This is a genomic window from Glycomyces lechevalierae (assembly GCF_027622945.1).
GTDB lineage: Bacteria > Actinomycetota > Actinomycetes > Mycobacteriales > Micromonosporaceae > Glycomyces > Glycomyces rutgersensis.
In genome coordinates this window covers 182,564-201,713 of record NZ_JAPZVQ010000006.1, presented here as the reverse complement: position 1 = coordinate 201,713, position 19,150 = coordinate 182,564, and the positions used below count along the sequence as shown (strand labels likewise).

The window sequence follows — 19,150 nt, the reverse complement described above, 5'->3', positions numbered from 1 at the left end:
ATCACTTCCCTTGTGAGCGGAGGCTAACGGGCGTGCCGAGTGCGACGGGCGTGCTGTGCGAGCGCGCGGTGGTCCCGGCCGGGAACTTCTGGCCGCGCACCTCCTCGAACTCGATCGTCGGGTCCGGGGCTTCGGGGGCGTTGACGAAGGACACGAAGCGCTCGAGCTTCTCGGGGTCGTCGATGACGCCCTTCCACTCGTCCGCGTAGTTCTCGACGTGCTTCTCCATGAGCGCGTCGAGCTCGCCGCAGATGCCGAGCTTGTCGTCCACGATGACCTCGCGGAGGTAGTCGATGCCGCCTTCGAGGCCTTCGACCCACTTCGAGGTGCGCTGGAGCCGGTCGGCGGTCGAGATGTAGAACATCAGGAACCGGTCGATCGTCCGCACCAGCGTCTCGGAGTCCACGTCGGACAGGAGCAGGTCGGCGTGGCGGGGCGTGAAGCCGCCGTTGCCGCCCACGTAGAGGTTCCAGCCGTGCTCGGTCGCGATGATCCCGAAGTCCTTGCCGCGGGCCTCGGCGCATTCGCGCGCGCAGCCGGAGACGGCGGACTTGAGCTTGTGCGGGCTGCGGAGGCCGCGGTAGCGCAGTTCGAGGTCGATGGCCATCTTCACCGAGTCCTGGACGCCGTAGCGGCACCAGTCGGTGCCGACGCAGGACTTGACGGTGCGCAGGGCCTTGCCGTAGGCGTGGCCCGACTCGAAGCCGGCGTCCACGAGCTTGCGCCAGATCTTCGGCAGGTCCTCGACGCGCGCGCCGAACATGTCGATGCGCTGGCCGCCCGTGATCTTCGTGTAGAGGTCGAACTCCTTGGCGACCTCGCCGATGACGATGAGCTTGTCCGGGGTGATCTCGCCGCCGGGGATGCGCGGGACGACCGAGTAGGTGCCGTTGCGCTGCATGTTCGCCAGGAAGTGGTCGTTGGTGTCCTGGAGGGACGCCTGCTCGCCTTCGAGGATGTGGCCGTTCGAGAGGCTCGCGAGGATCGAGGCCACCGTGGGCTTGCAGAGGTCGCAGCCGGCGCCGGTGCCGTGGCGGGCGATGAGCTCCGAGAAGGTGGTGATTCCGGTGACCTTGACGATGTCGAAGAGTTCGGCGCGGGACTGCGTGAAGTGCTCGCAGACCGCGTTCGAGACCTCGACGCCGCCTTCCTTCAAGAGCTGCTTGAGCATCGGGACGCACGAGCCGCAGGAGGTGCCGGCCTTGGTGCAGGCCTTGAGGGCCGGCACGTCGGAGCAGCCGTCCTCGTGGATGGCGCTCATGATGTCGCCCTTGGTGACCGCGTTGCAGGAGCAGACCTGCGCGCCGTCCGGGAGCGAGCCTTCGATCTCGCCGCCGCCGAGGAGGTCCGCGAGCTTGCCCGGGACCTTGCCGCCGACGGAGGCGCGCAGCAGCGGGTAGGCCTCCGCGTCGCCCACGAGCATGCCGCCCAGGAGCGTCTGCGCGTCGTCCGAGAGGATCAGCTTGGCGTAGGTGCCGTGCGCCGGGTCCAGGTACGTGGTGGAGAGCGGGCCGTCCATCGCGCCGAACTGGGCCACGTCCACGCCGAGGAGCTTCAGCTTCGTCGACATGTCCGCGCCCGGGAACGTCGCCTCGCCGCCGGCGAGGCGGTCCGCGACGACCTCGGCCATCGAGTAGCCGGGGGCCACGAGGCCGTAGCACATGCCCTCCATGGCCGCGACCTCGCCGATCGCGTACACGTCCGGGTCCGAAGTGGCGCAGGAGAGGTCGGTGATGATGCCGCCGCGCTCGCCCACCTCGATGCCGCATTCGCGGGCGAGCTGGTCGCGGGGGCGCACGCCCGCCGCGAAGATGATCAGGTCGGTGTCGTAGGCGATGTCCTCGCGGTTCGTCTCCATGCGGAGGCGGCCGTCGACGGCTTCGATCTTGGTGCCGCCGGTGCCGCAGTCGACGCCGATGCCCAGCTTCTCGATGTGCTGCTTGAGGATGCCGCCGCCGGCCTCGTCGAGCTGGCGGGCCATGAGCCAAGGGGCGAACTCGACGATCTGCGTCTCGAGACCGAGGAGCTTCAACGCGTTCGCGGCCTCCAGGCCGAGCAGACCGCCACCGATGACCACGCCGTGGCGCTTGCCCGCGGAGTGGGCCTTGATCGCCTCGAGGTCGTCGATCGTGCGGTAGACGAACACGCCCTCCAGGTCCGCGCCCTCCATCGGGGGCACGAAAGCGTAAGAGCCGGTGGCGAACACGAGCTTGTCGTAGGGGTACTCGCCCTTGTCGGAGTACACGACCTTGCTGGTACGCGCGATCGAGACCGCGGGCTCGCCGAGCTTCACCTCGACGTTCGGCAGCTCCGACGCGAGCGACAGCTCCTCGGCGCTGACCCCGTCGAAGAACGCCGACAGGCGCACCCGGTCGTACGCGGGACGCGGCTCCTCGCAGAGGACCGTGACCTCCCAGGACGGGTCGCGCTGGGTGACCGCCTCCAGGAACCGGCGGCCGACCATGCCGTCGCCGATGACTACCAACTTGCTCATGCTGACACCTCATTCAATTGCTCGGCAGCCTGACCGATTCCAGCGACGGTGCTGTTCAGCCACTTGCACAGGCCCGCGACGTCCTCGGCACAGGTGCCGCAGCCGGTCGAGGCCTGCGTAGCCTCCGACAGGGCCTCGGGGGTGCGCGCGCCGTTGAGGAACGCTTTTCCGAGGGCCCCTTTCGTGACGTTGTTGCAGCGGCAGACCACGACCTCTTCGGGCATGGACGCCGGAGTATTGGGGGCCACCGACACGGATTCGCCGGGGCGGCCCATCAGGAGGGTGCGGCGGTCGTGCGGCACCGGGTCGCCGGTGTCGAACAACTGGACCACCTGGCCCACCATCGGGTTGTCGCCGAGCATGACCGCGCCCGCGAGCCGGCCTTCCTCGTCGATCACCAAGCGGGCGTAAGTGCCCCGCGTCGGGTCCGCGAACGAGACGACCTCGTCGCCCTCGACCTCGCCCATCGCGGCGAGCTCGATCCCCGAGGCCTTCAAGCGGGTGACCAGGCGCGAGCCCTCGTAGGCCGCGTCCGGGTTCACGCCGGAGAGCAGGTCGACCACGACGTCGGACTGCTCCCAGGCCGGGCCCACGAGCCCGTAGGGGATGCCGCGGTGCTCGGCGCAGTCGCCGACCGCGAACACGTCCGGGTGGGAGGTGCGGCACTGGTCGTCGATCTTCACCGCGCGCCCGCACTCGACGCCGATCGCCTGGGCCAGTTCGATGTTGGGGCGGATGCCGCACGAGACGACCATGAGCTGGCCGGTGATGGTGCGACCGTCCGCGAGCACGAGGGTCAGGCCGTCGTCGCCGTGGATGACCCGGGTGGTCTGCGCGTCCACGATCGAGTTGACGCCGACCTCGGCGTACGAGTCCGCGAGGACCTTGGCGCCCAGGGGGTCGAGCTGCCGGTCCATGAGATGCCCGGCCGCGTGGACCACGGTGACGTCCATGCCGCGCTTGGCGAGGCCGCGCGCGGCCTCCAGGCCGAGCAGCCCGCCGCCGAGCACGATCGCGCTGGCGCGGTTCGCGGCCTCGTCGAGGATCGCGCGGGCGTCCTCGATCGTCCTGAGGACATAAGCGCCGGTGGGCAGCGGCAGCAGCCCGGGGATGGGGGGCACGAAGGCGCCGGCGCCCGTGGCGAGGACCAGCTTGTCGAAGGAGACGCCGTTGACGACCTTCTTCTCGAGGTCCACGGTCTCCACCGCTTCGCCGAGGCGGAGCTCGACGTGCTCGGGCGGGACCGGCAGGGCGATCTCGTCCTCGGTCTGCTTGCCCGCGATCATGCTGGAGAGCAGGATGCGGTTGTAAGCGGCCTGGGGCTCGTCACCGAAGACGGTGACGTCGACCCCGCGCCGCCCGAGCTCGCGGGCGATGCGGGCCCCGGCCATGCCGTAACCGACGATCGCGACCTTCACGCGCTGGACCTCCCGGTACTGGACTGACTGCGTAGGCGGCGGTGGGCTCACAAACTCGCGTTGTTCCCGCAAGCCCGCCCGCCGCGCGCTGTCTGGGCGACGACGCTGTCAGTCCCCGACTGGCGTCTAGATTCACCCGCACCTGTTACGCGATCGAGCGGGCAATGTTTCGCGTGTGCTAAGTAGTCCGCACGCTTCGCCCCCTACGACTGGACAGCTTGTGAACGCCGCCGCACACGAGGTAGCGGCCCGCCGTCCCGCCGATCGGCGGAAGCGAACGATTCGATCTGCCGTACGCGCGTCCCGAGCGGCGGTCGCGGGATTCACTGGCCGTTCGCCAACACCACCCGTCTGGGGGTAGCGGGTTCGCAGCCAAAGGCTTACAGTGAGTCGCGGTGCAAACCGCCGGTTTCAACCCCAAGGAGTGATATGGCAGAAAATCACCCGTTCGTGTTGCCCGTCTTCTATCTTCCGTACCCCGCGCGGTTGAATCCGCATGTCGAGGGCGCTCGCGTGCACGCGCGGGTGTGGGCGAAGGAGATGGGGATGCTCGACGCCCCGGCCGAGGGGGGCGGGGTCATCTGGGATGAGGCCGAGTTGGATCGGCACGACTACGGGCTGCTGTGCGCGTACACGCACCCCGACTGCGACGCGCCCGCGCTCGACCTGGTCACCGACTGGTACGTGTGGGTGTTCTTCTTCGACGACCACTTCCTCGACGCGTTCAAGCGCACGCGGGACATGAAGGGCGCCAAGGCGTACCTCGACCGCATCCCGCTGTTCATGCCCCTGGACCTGGGGGCGATGCCGGAGCCGGAGAACCCGGTCGAACTGGGGCTCAGGGACCTGTGGCAGCGCACGGCCCCGGCGATGTCGATGGGGTGGCGGCAGCGGTTCCTCCAGAGCACGATCAACCTGCTGTTCGAGTCCCTGTGGGAGCTCACGAACATCACCACCGACCGCGTCGCGAACCCGATCGAGTACATCGAGATGCGCCGCAAGGTCGGCGGGGCGCCGTGGTCGGCGGGGATCGTCGAGTACGCCGTCGGCGCCGAAGTGCCCGACAAGGTCGCCCACGAGCGGCCCCTCAAGGTCCTGCGCGACACGTTCAGCGACGCGGTGCACCTGCGCAACGACCTGTTCTCGTACGAGCGGGAGGTCACGGATGAAGGCGAGAACGCGAACGCGGTGCTCGTCTTCGAGCGGTTCCTGGGCTACGACACGCAGCGCTGCGCCGAGCTCGTCAACGACGTGCTCACCTCGCGGCTGCACCAGTTCGAGAACACGGTGCTCACCGAACTGCCGGTGCTGTGCGCCGACAAGGGGCTCGGCCCGGTCGAGCAGACCGCGATCGCCTTGTACGCCAAGGGCCTCCAGGACTGGCAGGCCGGCGGGCACGAATGGCACATGCGGTCGAGCCGGTACATGAACGACGCCGCGGACCGGGTCCTTGGCGGCCCCAACGGGATCGGAACGAGCGCGGCGCGCATCGCGGCGTCGGGCCTGAAGCAGCACCTCCGGACGCCGTTCCGGCAGGTCGGGCCGACCGCGCTGCCGGTGTTCCACCAGCCGTTCGAGCTCAGGCTGAACCCGAATCTGGACGCGAGCCGGGAGCACGCGGTCGAGTGGGCCGAACGCATGGGCTTCCTCGCGCCCGACCCGGCGCTGCCGGGCTCGGGACTGTGGAACCGCCGCCAGTTCATCGGCTTCGACTTCGCCCTGTGCTCGGCCGGGATCGACCCGGTCGGCACGAAAGCGGAGCTGGACACGTCGAGCGACTGGCTCGCGTGGGGCACGTACGGCGACGACTACTACCCCGCGGCGTTCGGCCGGGGCAGGGATCTGAGCGCCGCGATCGTGCAGCACCGCAGGCTGCTCGAGTGCATGCCGCTGGAACTCGGCGCCGCGCCGCCGCCGGTGAACCCGCTGGAGCTGGGCCTGGTCGACCTGTGGCGGCGGACCGCCGCGAACTTCGACGAGCGGGCCCGCGCCGAGTTCCGCACCGCCGTGGAGCGCATGCTCGAAGGCTGGCTGTGGGAGCTGCACACCGAAGGGCAGAACCGCGTCCCCGACCCGGTCGACTACGTCGAGATGCGCCGCGATGCGTTCGGGTCGGACCTGACGATGTCGCTCGCGCGCCTGCGCGCGGGCCGGACGGTCCCGGACGAGGTCTGGAACGCGCGGCCGCTCAAGTGGATGGAGGCCGCGGCGATGGACGCGGTGTGCCTGCTCAACGACGTGGTCTCGTACCACAAGGAGATCGAGTACGAAGGCCAGCTCGTCAACGGCGTGGTCGTGATCGAGGAGTACCTGGGCGTCGAGCGGGCCGAAGCGGTGCGGATCGCGGCGGCGCTCGCAAATGCGCGCATCGAGCAGTTCGAGACGGTCGAGGCGAACGACCTGCCGGGCGTCGCGGAAGAGTACGGGCTCGACGCCGACGCCAAGACCGCCGTCGAATCCTATGTAGAGGATTTGAAGAACTGGATCGCCGCGATCCACAAGTGGCACCTGGACGGGACCGACCGGTACGCCGCGTCGACCCTCCGCCGGCAGCACGACTTCGGTCCCGGATCGACCGCACCCCACGGCGTCGGCCGGTTCCTCGAAGCGGGCGCCACCACAGAGGAGCCGAAGGCGTTCACGCTGCCAGCGACGGCGACCGCTGGACTGCGGCCGCCGTCGTGGCGGGACTACCTGCCCGCGCGGCCCGAGATCGCCGCTCCGCCGCCGATCGCGAGCGCGAACGCGAACATGACGACCATCAACCGCTTCTTAAGCGTCGCCGAGTCGTCGTCGGCCGCTTCGGCGGCAGCGGCCGCCTCTTCGACTTCGAAGGCCTCTGGCAGCGGGCCGGGGGCCGGAGGCGGCTCGTCCGCGCTCGACGGCGCCTCGCTCGACAGTTCCTCACTCGGCAGTGCCTCGCTCGACAGTGCCTCGCTCGTCGGTGCTTCGCTCGGTGCCTCCTCGGCCGGCGGCTCCCCGGTCGGGGACGGTGCGGCGGAGGGCGCGGGCGCGGGAGACGCCGGGTTCGTCGGCGCGGGGTCGGTGGGCTCAGGCTCCGCCGACGGTTCGGGCGACGACGTGGCGTCCGTGGGCTCGGGGGGCGTCGGGGAAGGCGGGGGACTCGAAGGCGGGGGCTCGGACGGCTCGGGGTCCGGGCAGTGCAGCAGGGGCGGCAGGTCCGGCAGGTCGATCACGGGGAGCTCGATGCAGATCTCGACCCCCAGGGCCGCGTGCACCGAAAGTCGCTCCGGACCGGCCTCCGGCGGCGGCTCGGAGGCCAGCGCCAGGCCCGAGAAGAGGATCAGCGCCGCCGCCGCGATGACCAAGGCCACTAGGCGGCGCACGTATCCCTCCGCAGGGTTTTGCGTTGTTCATCACGATTCATACCTCATATTCTGCTTCATGAAGTCTGGTGAGATCAATGCCCATCTGGTTGCAAGGACTGCTGTTCACTCTTTCGATAGTCGCGTTGGCATGCGTGGTCGTCGCGCTGCTGCAGAAGTTCGCGCCGCCGACCGACCGCGCCCACAACAACGAGCTGGGCACGACGATCTTCGAGCTGTTGACGGTCCTGTACGCGATCGTGCTGGCGTTCGTGCTCATCACCGCATGGGAGAACAAGAACGAGGCCGGGCAGGTCACCTACCGGGAGGCGAACGAGCTGGTCGACGTGTACTGGTCGGCGGCGGCGCTCGCCCCCGAGCAGCGCGACCAGGTGCGGGACTCGGTGCGGGCTTACACGAACGAGGTCATCGACGCCGAGTGGCCCGCGATGCGCGACCAGGAGCCGGTCACCGCCGAGGGGCTGATGCTGCTCGACGAGATGCGGGCGCCGGTCGCCGGCGCCCGGACCGATGACGACGTGGTCCAGTCGCGGCTCGACGCCACCGAGGACGGCGTCCTGGCGGTCTCGGAGTACCGGACCGAGCGGCTGTTCGCGGCCCAGAGCGGCCTGAGCGCGGCGATGTGGACGGTGCTGGTGCCGGGGGCGATCCTCGTCTTCGCAGTGATGCTGACCCTCGGGACGCCCACCAGGAAGTACCAGTTCGTGCTGGTGGGACTCGTCTCCGGGATGGTCGCGCTGATGCTGTTCGCCACGTACCAGCTCGAGTACCCGTTCAGCCGGAGCGGCGCGACCGACCCCGTGGCGTACGAGATCGCGATCGAGCGATTCGACGCGATCGATGCGAACTATGATCAAGAACAACTCTTTTGAGTGAATTATTGGCATTCGTGCCTTGAATGTCAATAAGATGCTCTTCGAGCCTTAACCGCCTCAACGTGAGGAAGTGTGAGTATGACCGACTCTGTCGTCGACAGCACCCCTGCCATCCCCCAGCAGTCCGCTAACGGACAGCAACCCCAGACCAGCCTCAGCACCGCCGCCGCCCGCAACCTCGCCACCACCACCAAATCCGCCCCGCAGATGCAGGAGATCACCTCCCGGTGGCTCCTCAAGGTCCTGCCATGGGTCCAGACCCAGGGCGGCGCCTACCGCGTCAACCGGCGCCTGACCCACACGATCGGCGACGGCCGCGTCGAGTTCAGCACCGAGGGCGACGCCGTCCGCGTCATCCCGACCGAGCTCGGCGAGATCGCGCACCTGCGCGGCATCAAAAACGAGGACGTGCTGACCGCGCTCGCCGACCGCTTCGAGCAGCGCGAGGTCCGAGCCGGGGAGCACCTGGCGCAGCAGGGCGCCCCGATCGACGGGCTGTACCTCATCGCGCACGGCCGCGTCGAGCGGTTCGGCGAGGGCAAGTTCGGCGACCGCTTCTCCTTGGGCGTCATGGTCGACGGCGACCACTTCGGCGACGAAGTCCTCACCGAGTCCGGGCCCGTCTGGGGCAACGACGTCATCGCCGCCACCCCCGTCACGGTGCTCACGCTCCCGACCGGGGCCGTCGCCGAACTCATCGAGCGCATCCCGGAGCTCGAGGCGCACCTGTCGCAGTACCGCGCCGGGCGTTCGGCGAAGACGAACAAGCACGGCGAGTCCGCGATCGACATCGCCGTGGGCCACGTCGGCGAACCGGACCTGCCGACGACGTTCGTGGACTACGAGCTCAAGCCGCGCGAGTACGAACTGTCGGTGGCGCAGACGGTGCTGCGCGTGCACACCCGCGTCGCCGACCTGTACAACCAGCCGATGAACCAGATGGAGCAGCAGCTCCGCCTCACGGTCCAGGCCCTCCGCGAACAGCAGGAGGACCAGATGATCAACAACAAGGAGTTCGGGCTCCTGCACAACGCCGCGCTCAACCAGCGCATCCCGACCCGCTCGGGCCCGCCCACGCCGGACGATCTCGACGAGCTCATCTCCCGGCGCCGCGACACCCGCGTGATCCTGGCGCACCCCAAGGCGATCGCCGCGATCGGACGCGAGCTCAACAAGCGCGGCCTCTACCCGCCGCTCACTTCCTTCCAGGGCGGCGAGGCCGTCGCGTGGCGGGGCGTACCCGTCCTGCCGTGCAACAAGATCCCGATCACCTCCGCCGGTACGACGTCGATCCTGGCGATGCGCCTCGGCGAGGACAACCAGGGCGTCGTCGGCCTCCACCAGACCGGCCTGCCCGACGAGTACGAGCCCGGGCTCTCCGTGCGGTTCATGGGCATCGACGAGAAGGCCGTCATGTCCTACCTCGTGAGCGCCTACTACTCCGTCGCGGTCCTGGTCCCCGACGCGCTCGGCATCCTCGAGCACGTCGAGATCGGACGCTGAGAAACCCCGGGCGGCCGCCTTCGCACTCAGGCGGCCGCCCGGGCCCCGACCCGCAGCGAACCGAACCCCGCAGACCCCGCGCCCAGGGAGGCCCCGCATGACCGTCCTGACCGACCACACCGCCGCCCGCGAGGCCGTCGACGCGGGACTCCGCGCCGCCGCCGCCCGGCTCCCCGCACCCGCCGCGCACATCGCGGCCTACCACTTCGGCTGGACCGACGCCTCCGGCTCACCCGTCCAGGCCAACTCCGGCAAGGCCCTCCGGCCGCTCCTGACCCTGCTGGCCGCCAAGGCGGTCGGCGGCGAGGACGCCTGGCGGCAGGCCGTCCCGGCGGCCGTGGCCGTCGAGATGGTCCACAACTTCTCCCTCATCCACGACGACATCATCGACCGCGACAGCCTGCGCCGGCACCGCCCGACCGCGTGGAAGGTCTACGGCGTGAACGACGCGATCCTCGTCGGGGACGCCCTGCACGCGCTGGCGTTCGAGGTCATCGCCGAGTCCGGCTGCGACCGGGTCCCGGCGGGCACGAGCCTCCTCGCGCAGACCGTGCGGGCGCTCATCGAGGGGCAGCTAGCGGACACGCGGTTCGAGACGCGCGAGCAGGTCGAGCTCGCCGAGTGCGTGGCGATGTCCGAGGCGAAGACCGCGTCGCTCATGGGCTGCGCGACCGCGCTCGGGGCGCTCTTCGGGGGCGGCACGGCGCAGCAGGTGGACGCGTTGCGGGACTTCGGGTTCCGGCTCGGGCTGGCGTTCCAGCACGTGGACGACCTGCTGGGCATCTGGGGGGACCCGGCCGTCACCGGCAAGGCCGTCTACTCGGACCTGCGCAACCGCAAGAAGTCGCTCCCGGTGACCGCCGCGCTCGGTTCAGGGCACCCGGACGCGCCCGAGCTCGCCGCGATCTACAACGCCACCGGCCAGCTCACGGAAGCGGAGCTGCGCCGCGCGGCCGATCTCGTGGAGGCCTGCGGCGGACGGCAGGCGAGCCGGCGGGCCGCCGAGATGCTCACCGAGGCGGCGACGGACAGCCTTGGCGTGGAAGGTCTCCGGGCCGAGGCCGTGGAAGAGCTGACGGACCTGGCCGCGAGTACGGTCCACCGAGCCAACTGATGGCCCGCGAGCTCCGCCGAGAGGGCCGACCGACGGCCCGCAAGCATTGCCGGGCGGGCGCGTTCGACGCTCCTGAGCCGCATCGGATGCACCGACCGATCTCCCGCGAACGACGCTGCCGGAAGGCTGATTCATGATGCAGGAGCCACAGGCGACCGCGACCCGCCGTGTGCTGCTCCCCGCGCCGCGGTCGTTCTGCGCCGGGGTGGAGCGGGCGATCGAGATCGTCGAGCGCCTGCTCGAGGAGCACGGCCCGCCTGTCTACGTGCGCAATCAGATCGTGCACAACGCGCATGTGGTCGCGGACCTGGAGTCGCGGGGCGCGGTCTTCGTCGGCGAGCTCGACGAGGTCCCCGACGACGCGCTCGTCGTCTTCAGCGCCCACGGCGTGGCGCCGGCGGTGGAGCGGGAGGCGGCCGCGCGCGGGCTCGACGCGGTCGACGCGACCTGCCCGCTCGTCGCGAAGGTGCACGCCGAGGCCAAGCGGGCGGCCGAAGGCGGCGACACGGTGATCCTCATCGGACACGAAGGCCACGAGGAGGTCGTCGGCACCATCGGCGTCGCCCCGGACCGGACCCTGCTGGTCGAGAGCACCGACGAGGTCGCGGCACTGGACGTCCCCGACCCGGCGCGGCTCACCTACCTGAGCCAGACGACCCTCGCGGTGACCGAGGTCGAGACCATCGCCGAAGCCTTGAAGCGGCGCTTCCCGGACATCAAAGGCCAAGGGGCCGAGGACATCTGCTACGCCACGAGCAACCGCCAAGCGGCGGTCGCCGCGGTCGTGGACGAAGCGGACCTCGTCCTCGTGGTCGGCTCCGCGAACTCCTCCAACTCGAACCGCCTGGTGGAGCTGGCCAGGAACGCGGGCGTCTCGGCACATCTGATCGAGGACGCCGCCGCGATCGACCCGGCCTGGTTGGCCGGTGCCGCGAACGTGGCCGTGACGGCCGGGGCTTCCGCGCCGCCGCAACTGGTCGACGAAGTGGTGCGGTCCCTTGCGGCCCTGGGCCCGATCGAGATCGTCGAACGGGTCCACACCCACGAGACCCAGGAGTTCCTACTCCCCCAACGCCTCCGGCCTTCCGCGGCGAACCGCCCTCGCTGACGGCCCGCTGCTCCTCTCTCGCGCAACGCCCGTCTACCGGCGGGCGGGTTCGCGGCTACTCGCTCCCTCACCGCCCACTCACTGGCGCTCGGGTCTGCGGCTGCTCGGTCTTCCCCCTTCCGCCGCCGCCGAGGAAAGGCTCGCGGTCAGCACCAAGCGCGTTCCCTCCCTTCTCTCAACCATTGAATAAAGCCGGCTGCGTCTCTCGCGTCGGCCGCTAGGCTGACCGCATGATCGTGAACATTCCCGCCCTTCCCTTCCCCCTCGCTTGGGAAGACGCCGTCGAACCGCCGAGCTGGCAGGTCACCGACACCGGCCTCGAAGCGACCGCCGCGGCCCGCACCGACTGGTACGTCCACGCCCCCGACCCGGTGAACCACGCCCCGGCCAACGGGGCCCGCCTCCTCGGCCCGGCACCGGAGGGCGACTGGCAGTTCAGCGCCCGGATCACCGTCGGCTTCAACGGCAAGTACGACGCCGGCACCCTCTTCCTCTTCGCCGATGAAAGCCACTGGTCGAAGCTGTGCTTCGAGTACTCGCCCGACGGGCAGGCGATGGTCGTCTCGGTCGTCACCCGCGACGTCTCCGACGACGCCAACGCCTGGGTCGTGGACGGCGACTCGGTCTGGATGCGCGTCAGCCGCATCGGCGAGGGCTTCGCCTTCCACTCCTCGAACGACGGCGAGCGCTGGGAGTTCGTGCGCTGCTTCGGTTTCGGGGTCGAAGGCCCGGTCAAGGCCGGCTTCGGCGTCCAGGCCCCCGAAGGCGAGGGCTGCACGGTCCGGTTCAGCGACATCGCCTTCAAGCAGGAGACCCTGCCGGACCTCCGCGACGGCTCCTGACCTCACGTTCGCTCCTCTCCAGTCTTACGGGCCCGGCCGCGCTTGCGCGCGGCCGGGCCTTTTCACTTGGTGCTTACGGGTTGTGGAAGACCAGCTCGGGCCAGTCCTCGTTCGGGCCGTCGAGGGCCGGAGCCACGTCCTCGCCTCGGAGGTGGGTGTCGGCGAAGGCCGTGATGAGGGTTCGGGCGATCTCGTTGCTGCGGTTGCCGTCCAGGTCGTCCTGGTTCAGTCCGGCCTGCTCGCCCAGAGGGCCGAAGTCGGTCATGGAGCTGTGGGTGGTGCCGGTGACGGAGATCCAGCGCTTCCAGCCGTCGAGCTTCTTCCAGGCCTTGTCCCAGGTGTCGTCCTGGCCGGGGGAACCGTGGTCGTCGCCGCCGCCGACCATGAGGAAGGGCCGGTCGAGCTTGTGCGGGTCGAGGGCGAAGAAGGTCCCGTCGAGGTTGAAGCCGGCGTCGAAGCGGTCGTCGGTCTGCATCGCGCGGTGGCTGCTCGCGCCGCCGATGGAGTGGCCGCCCACCAGGATTCGATCATCGTCCAGAACGCCCGCGTCCTCCCAGGCCGGGTCGTCTCCGGTGAGTTCGTCGAGGACGAAGGAGAGGTCGGCGGCCCGGTTCGGCACCAGGGTCTCGTCGTCGAGGTCGTCTTGGAGGCAGGTCAGGCACTCGGTGGTGCGGCCGTCCGGGAAGCTGATCGGCGCTTCGTAGGTGTGGCCGACCGCGGCCACCGCATAGCCCTGGCTCGCAAGCTCTTCGGCCGCGCCGGTGAGCGTGGCGCGCGGGAACGAGAAGCCGGGCGAGAGGACGACGAGCGGCAGGCTGCCGTCGTCGGCCAGGGGCTCGGCGTCGGTGATCGAGTTCGTCTCGACGGTGGAGAGCAGTTCGCCGGGCAGGTTGAGCTGCTTGCCGAACAGCTCGCCCTCCTCGGCGGTCATGTACGGCGCGGTCGCGCCTTCGGTCTCGTCGGTCGGGTACCACATGGTGACCATGAGCTCCCGGTCCCGTTCGGGCACCCATACATCGGGGCGGCCCTCGTCGACAAGGTGGAGTTGGGTGGTGCCGGTGGCGAACTCGCCGCCGGGCACGGGGATGGCCAGCGCCTCCTGCGCGGGCTGCGGGTCCTCGGTCGCGGCGTTCGCGGTCGTCATCGCGAAGACGCCGCCGGCGGCGGCGAGTGCCGCGGCGGTCGTGCCGAGCAGGGCGCGTTTGAGTGTTCGCTGCAAGTCAAGCTCCTGGTCTCGAATGGGAGTGGTCGGCCCGGTCGCTGTGCGGGACCGGGCCGCCATTCCACGGTAGAAACGCGGAGGCCTCGGCCGCATGGGTCTTCTGTCCGAACCGTCTCCGTCTTTGGACCGAGATACGCGGGCGGTGTTTCGGACGAAAGTCAGGGTGTGGGAACGGGTTCGCTGGTGACGGGCCTGGTGCGGACGGCCCAGCGGGCCGCCGCGGGGACCAGGAGTCCGGCGGTGGCGAAGCAGGCGGCCATGAGGACCCAGCCGGGCCAGCCGAGTCCGATGACGGCCACGGAGAGGACGGCGGGGGCGACGATGTCGGCCACTTGGAAGCCGGTGTTGTACAGGCCTTGGTACTGGCCTTGGGCGTGGTCGGGGGCGAGTTCGTAGGAGAGGCCCCAGCCGCCGGCGGCCATGTAGAGCTCGCCGAAGGCGTGGACGGCGGCGCCGGCGACGAGGATCGCGGCGGCCGCCCAGGCGGGCCAGCCGGCGCTGAGGGCGTAGAGCATGCAGGCGCCGGCGAGGAGGAGGCCGCCGACTCGTTGGGCGCGTGCGGCTCCGGGGACGGTGGCGCTGCCGCGGCTGGTGCGTACCTGGAGGGTGACGATCATGATGGTGTTGACGACGAACAGGGCGGAGACGACCCAGGCCGGGGCCTCGGTGCGTTCGAGCACCCACAGCGGGATGGCGACGTTGGTGATGCCGAAGTGGATGGTCAGGACCGCGTTCAGCACGGTGAGGGCGACGTACGGGCGGTCGCGCAGGGCCGCGCTGATCGATTCGCGCTTCGAGGCGTGCTGGGGCACCACTGGCGGCACGCGGAGGTAGAGCAGCGCGCCGAGCGCGGTGACCGCGCCGGTCGCCGCGATCACGGAGGCGTAGGCCGCGCGGGTGTCGAAGAAGAGGGCGAGTCCCGCGAGCGGGGAGCCGACCATCCAGCCGACGTTGGTGACCACGCGCAGATAGGCGCGCGTGCGGACGCGCTGCTCGGACGGGACGCTGCCGGCGATGAGCGCGCCGCGCGAAGCCTGGAACGCCGACTGGCCCACGGAGACGAGGCTCGCGACGGCCACGAAGAGCGGCCAGGTCGAGACGAGGAAGTACAGGTTGATGACGCCGGCCACGACGAGGCCGAAGACGATCGTCATGGTGCGCGGGCCGATCCGGTCGGCCAGGTGCCCCATGGGGACGCCCGCGAGGAGGCCGATGCACGCGGCGATCGTCAGGCCGGTGCCGACCTGCAACGGGGACAGGCCCACGGACTTCGTGAAGAACACGACGGAGGCGGTGATGAACAGGCCCCGGCCGATCGAGGAGGGGAACGACGCGATCGTGAGCGCTCGCGCGGGTCCGGGATCGGGGAGGAGCGACCGCAGCCGGGAGGAGAGTGTCGGCACCTCGAAAAGCTAGCACCGTAACCGGATATGCACCAGTTCGTTGCCGTTGGGGCCGAAGCGCGCTCAGGGCCTCGCGGCGGGGGCGATCTTGACGGCGCAGACCTTGAACTCGGGCATGCGGCTGATCGGGTCGAGCACGTCCGAGACCGCGGCGTTCGCGTTCGCGGCGCCCGGGAAGTGGAACGGGCTGAAGACCGTGTCCGGCCGGATGTCGACGGTCAGGCGCGCGGGGGCGGTGTAGGAGCCGCGCCGGGAGGTGACGCGGACCCAGTCGCCTTCGCCGATGCCGTGGCGCACGGCGGTGTCCGGGTGGATCTGCAGGAACTGCTCCGCGTCCGGGCCGTCGAGGGAGGCGATGAGGCGGGTCTGCGCGCCCGACTGGTACTGGGTGAGGACGCGGCCGGTGGTGAGGTACAGCGGGTAGGAGCGGTCGCGGCGCTCGGCCGGGTGGCGGTGGTCGACGGCGATGAACTTGGCGCGCCCGTCCGGGGTGGGGAACTTGAAGTCGGCGAACATGCGCGGGGTGCCCTCGTGGTCGGGGCCGGGGACGGGCCACTGGAAGGTCTGCTCCTCAAGGCGCTCATAGGAGACGCCGGAGTAGTCGGCCTTGCCGCCGGCGGAGGCGCGGCCGAGCTCCTCGAAGATCGCCTCGGGATCGGTGGAGTAGGCGCCGGGGGCGTCGAGGCGTGCGGCGAGCTCCTTCATGATCCACAGGTCTGAGTGGACGCCGTCGGGGGCGCCGCGCAGGGACCGGCGGCGGATGATGCGGCCTTCGAGGTTGGTCATGGTGCCGTCCTCCTCGGCCCACTGCGTCACGGGCAGCACGACTTCGGCGAGGCGCGCGGTCTCGGACATGACGAAGTCGAACGAGACGAGGCAGTCGAGGTCCTTGAGGCGGTCGGCGACGCGCGCGGCGCGCGGGGCCGAGACGACCGGGTTGGAGCCGAGCACGAACAGCATCTTCACCTCGTCGCCGCATTTGCGCAGCAGCTCGACGGCGGAGACGCCGGCGCCGGGCAGGATCTCGGGGTCGACGCCCCACACCGCGGCGACGTGCTCGCGGGCGGCCGGGTCGGTGATCATGCGGTAGCCGGGGAGCTGGTCGGCCTTCTGGCCGTGCTCGCGCCCGCCCTGGCCGTTGCCCTGGCCGGTGATGCAGCCGTACCCGGAGCTGGGCTTGCCGGGCAGGCCGAGCGCGAGGGCGAGGTTGATCCAGGCGGTGACCGTGTCGACGCCCTTCGCGTGCTGCTCGGAGCCGCGCGCGGTGAGGATCGCGGTTTTCCTACCCGCCATCAGACGAGCCGCGGCGTAGAGGTCGGGGACGGAGACGCCGGTGATGCGCTCGACGAACGCGGGCCAGTAGCCGGCGACGGTCTGGCGGACCTCGTCGAAGCCGTTCGTGTGCGCCTTGATGTAGTCGTGGTCGAGGTAGCCCTGCTCGATCGCGATGTGCAGCAGGCCGTTCGCCAGCGCCAGGTCCGTGCCGGGGGCGGGCTGGAGGTGCAGTTGGGCCTGTTCGGCGGTGGCGGTGCGGCGGGGGTCGATGACGATGAGTTCGGCGCCGGTGAGGAACCGCATGAGCGGCGGCATGGTCTCGGCGGGGTTGGCGCCGACGAGGACGATCACGTCCGCGTCCTTCAGGTCCTCCTTGGGGAACGGCAGGCCGCGGTCGATCCCGAAGGAGCGGTTGAGGGCCCCGGCGGCCGAGGACATGCAGAACCGGCCGTTGTAGTCGATGTGCTTGCTGCCCAAGGCGAGGCGGGTCCACTTGCCGAGCTGGTAGACCTTCTCGTTGGTGAGGCCGCCGCCGCCGAAGACGCCCACGGCGTCCTTCCCGTGCTCGGCCTGGACCGCGCGGATCCGCTCGGCGACGTGGTCGAGGGCGGTCTCCCACGAGACGGGCTCGCCGCGCAGCAGCGGGGTCATCAGCCGCTCGGGGTGGTCGAGGAGCTCGGGCGAGGTCCAGCCCTTCTTGCACATGCCGCCACCGCGCGGGGAGGCGGTGACCTTGCCTTCGGTGTCCTCTTCCAGCCGCATGCCGCACTGCAGGGCGCAGTACGGGCAGTGGGTGTCGGCGGTGCGGACGACGGGGAGGGCGGCGCGAACGGTCATGCGGCGAGTGTGACCGCGCGTCGTTTCGGCGTCACGTGAGCAATGTTTCCGGAATGCTAAGTGGCCCGCAATCGTCCGTAGGAGACGATTGCGGGCCGTGGGGCTCGACGGCGACTCTGCCGTGTTCGAGGTTGCGGGTCAGACTTTGGCGTGGGCGAGGCTGGGGGCCTTCTCCAGGAAGACCGTGCGCTGGTAGCACCACCAGTTGATGACCAGGAAGACCGCGTAGCCGCCCACGAAGACCCACATGGCGGGGACGACCGAGCCGGTCTCCTCGTTGGCGATGCGGAAGCCCTGGTTGACGAGGAACCCGCCGAAGGCGCCGATGGCGCCGATCCACCCGAGGGCCGCGGCGGTGAGCTTCTTGGCCTTGACGATCTCGACCTCGCTGGCCTGGCCCCCGGCCGCGGCGTTGGCCTCGGCTTGGAAGATCGCCGGGATCGACCGGTAGGTGGAGCCGTTGGCGATGCCGCTCATCAGGAACAGCACCATGAAGGAGGTGAAGAACAGCGGGAACGAGTGGCTGTTGATGCCCCAGATCGCGCCGAGCGCTCCGATGCCCATGAGGATCAACGCGATGCTGGTGATGGGGGCGCCGCCGCGCTTGTCGGCGAGCCAGCCGCCGAAGGGGCGGAAGACGGAGCCTACGAGCGGGCCGAGGGCGGCGATCCACAGAGCGTTGAACTCCGGGAAGGAAAGCTTGATGACCAGGGGGAACGCGAAGGAGTAGCCGATGAAGGAACCGAACGTCCCGATGTAGAGGAGGCTCATGATCCAGGTGTGGCTGCGTGTCAGCGCGGGCAGCTGCTCCTTGATCGGAGTGCGCGCCACCGAGAGGTTGTCCATGAAGCGCCAGGCCATGAACGCGGCGAAGACGGCCAGGAGCATCCAGAGGATGGGCACGTTGTGCAGGAAGATGCTCTTGCCCGCGTCGTTGACGCCCTGGGAGGTCCCGGCGACGCCGGCGACGATGAGGAACGGGCCGATGAACTGCACGGCCGGGACGCCGATGTTGCCGCCCGCGGCGTTGATGCCGAGGGCCGTGCCGCGGGCGCGCTCCGGGTAGAAGTAGGAGATGTTCGCCATCGAGGAGGCGAAGTTGCCGCCGCCGAATCCGGCGGTGACGCCGGCGACGATGAACAGCCAGTACGGCGTGCCGGGCGTCATGACGCAGTAGGCCAGGAGCGTGGTCGGGATGACCAGGAGCATCGCCGTGATGATGGTCCAGTTGCGTCCGCCGAAGATCGCCACGGCGGCCGTGTACGGGATGCGCAGGAACGAGCCGACGAGGTTCGGCACCGCGGTGAGCCAGAACAGTTGGCTGACGGTGAAGTCGTACCCTGCCGCGGCCAGGTAGGGGGTGATGATGCTGAACATCACCCATACGGAGAAGCCCAGGTGCTCGGCGACGACCGACCAGATGAGGTTGCGCCTGGCGACCGACTTGCCGGTCGCCTTCCAGAAGGCCTCGTCGTCCGGGCGCCAGTCGGCGATCCAGCCCTTGCGGGCAGCGGTGGGCTTTTCAGCCGTCGATTGCGTCAGAGTCGATGTCATGGGCACTACATTCACGGAGCGTCGTTGCCTGGTTGTGCGGCACCTGTGCCGGTGCGATGAAGTTCGGCTCACGGTCTTGTTACGGAGGGTGTGAAAGGAGCGCTTGCCGGCCTGCTTGCAACCCCGGGTGTACGAGCCCGGTCCGCGTACACCCGTGA

The 19,150-nt window shown here is 69.9% G+C and carries 11 protein-coding genes and 1 pseudogene; 6 read left to right on the top strand and 6 right to left on the bottom strand.

Annotated elements, in window-relative coordinates; genetic code table 11:
- Position 1 precedes the first annotated feature (1 nt).
- Together nirB and O2L01_RS12625 are read right to left on the bottom strand one after the other, a co-directional pair.
- Positions 2–2,494 (bottom strand): nitrite reductase large subunit NirB, encoded by a 2,493-nt coding sequence (nirB, locus tag O2L01_RS12630; protein ID WP_270122290.1) that lies wholly within the window; start codon positions 2,492–2,494, stop codon positions 2–4.
- On the bottom strand, positions 2,491–3,912 hold the full coding sequence (locus O2L01_RS12625; protein WP_270122289.1) for an FAD-dependent oxidoreductase: 1,422 nt from the start codon (positions 3,910–3,912) through the stop codon (positions 2,491–2,493). Before O2L01_RS12625 ends, nirB begins: the two co-directional genes overlap by 4 nt.
- A gap of 429 nt (positions 3,913–4,341) precedes the next feature.
- Between O2L01_RS12625 and O2L01_RS25660 the strand changes: the two are divergent.
- The 6 genes and pseudogenes from O2L01_RS25660 to O2L01_RS12595 all read left to right on the top strand — a co-directional run.
- Positions 4,342–6,441: pseudogene (locus O2L01_RS25660) on the top strand (terpene synthase family protein); the annotation flags it as partial.
- A gap of 895 nt (positions 6,442–7,336) precedes the next feature.
- Positions 7,337–8,131 carry a bestrophin-like domain gene (locus O2L01_RS25835; RefSeq protein WP_270122288.1) on the top strand — a complete coding sequence of 265 codons (795 nt, stop codon included), beginning with the start codon at positions 7,337–7,339 and terminating at the stop codon, positions 8,129–8,131.
- A gap of 81 nt (positions 8,132–8,212) precedes the next feature.
- Positions 8,213–9,637, top strand: coding sequence for a family 2B encapsulin nanocompartment shell protein (locus O2L01_RS12610; RefSeq protein ID WP_270122287.1), 1,425 nt, complete (start codon positions 8,213–8,215; stop codon positions 9,635–9,637).
- A 97-nt stretch (positions 9,638–9,734) separates the two neighbouring features.
- Positions 9,735–10,751 (top strand): polyprenyl synthetase family protein, encoded by a 1,017-nt coding sequence (locus O2L01_RS12605; protein ID WP_270122286.1) that lies wholly within the window; start codon positions 9,735–9,737, stop codon positions 10,749–10,751.
- 133 nt (positions 10,752–10,884) lie between these two features.
- Positions 10,885–11,859: a 4-hydroxy-3-methylbut-2-enyl diphosphate reductase gene (gene ispH, locus O2L01_RS12600; protein ID WP_270122285.1), complete on the top strand. Its 975-nt coding sequence runs from the start codon at positions 10,885–10,887 to the stop codon at positions 11,857–11,859.
- Between the two features lie 230 nt (positions 11,860–12,089).
- Positions 12,090–12,701, top strand: coding sequence for a DUF1349 domain-containing protein (locus tag O2L01_RS12595; protein WP_270122284.1), 612 nt, complete (start codon positions 12,090–12,092; stop codon positions 12,699–12,701).
- Between the two features lie 73 nt (positions 12,702–12,774).
- Here the strand turns inward: O2L01_RS12595 and O2L01_RS12590 are convergent, their stop codons facing one another.
- The 4 genes from O2L01_RS12590 to O2L01_RS12575 form a co-directional block, all read right to left on the bottom strand.
- Positions 12,775–13,920 (bottom strand): alpha/beta hydrolase family protein, encoded by a 1,146-nt coding sequence (locus O2L01_RS12590; protein ID WP_270122283.1) that lies wholly within the window; start codon positions 13,918–13,920, stop codon positions 12,775–12,777.
- A 161-nt stretch (positions 13,921–14,081) separates the two neighbouring features.
- Positions 14,082–15,326 (bottom strand): MFS transporter, encoded by a 1,245-nt coding sequence (locus O2L01_RS12585; protein ID WP_270122282.1) that lies wholly within the window; start codon positions 15,324–15,326, stop codon positions 14,082–14,084.
- A 63-nt stretch (positions 15,327–15,389) separates the two neighbouring features.
- Positions 15,390–17,438 (bottom strand): molybdopterin oxidoreductase family protein, encoded by a 2,049-nt coding sequence (locus O2L01_RS12580; protein WP_270122281.1) that lies wholly within the window; start codon positions 17,436–17,438, stop codon positions 15,390–15,392.
- A 138-nt stretch (positions 17,439–17,576) separates the two neighbouring features.
- A complete protein-coding gene (locus tag O2L01_RS12575; protein WP_270122280.1) occupies positions 17,577–18,992 on the bottom strand; it encodes an MFS transporter in 1,416 nt (471 codons plus the stop codon).
- Positions 18,993–19,150 lie beyond the last annotated feature (158 nt).

Coding starts and splice junctions, on each gene's coding strand:
- O2L01_RS12575 (WP_270122280.1), bottom strand. CDS start 18,992: ATGACATCGACTCTGACGCAATCGACGGCTGAAAAGCCCACCGCTGCC.
- O2L01_RS12610 (WP_270122287.1), top strand. CDS start 8,213: ATGACCGACTCTGTCGTCGACAGCACCCCTGCCATCCCCCAGCAGTCC.
- O2L01_RS12595 (WP_270122284.1), top strand. CDS start 12,090: ATGATCGTGAACATTCCCGCCCTTCCCTTCCCCCTCGCTTGGGAAGAC.
- O2L01_RS25835 (WP_270122288.1), top strand. CDS start 7,337: ATGCCCATCTGGTTGCAAGGACTGCTGTTCACTCTTTCGATAGTCGCG.
- ispH (WP_270122285.1), top strand. CDS start 10,885: ATGATGCAGGAGCCACAGGCGACCGCGACCCGCCGTGTGCTGCTCCCC.
- nirB (WP_270122290.1), bottom strand. CDS start 2,494: ATGAGCAAGTTGGTAGTCATCGGCGACGGCATGGTCGGCCGCCGGTTC.
- O2L01_RS12605 (WP_270122286.1), top strand. CDS start 9,735: ATGACCGTCCTGACCGACCACACCGCCGCCCGCGAGGCCGTCGACGCG.
- O2L01_RS12580 (WP_270122281.1), bottom strand. CDS start 17,438: ATGACCGTTCGCGCCGCCCTCCCCGTCGTCCGCACCGCCGACACCCAC.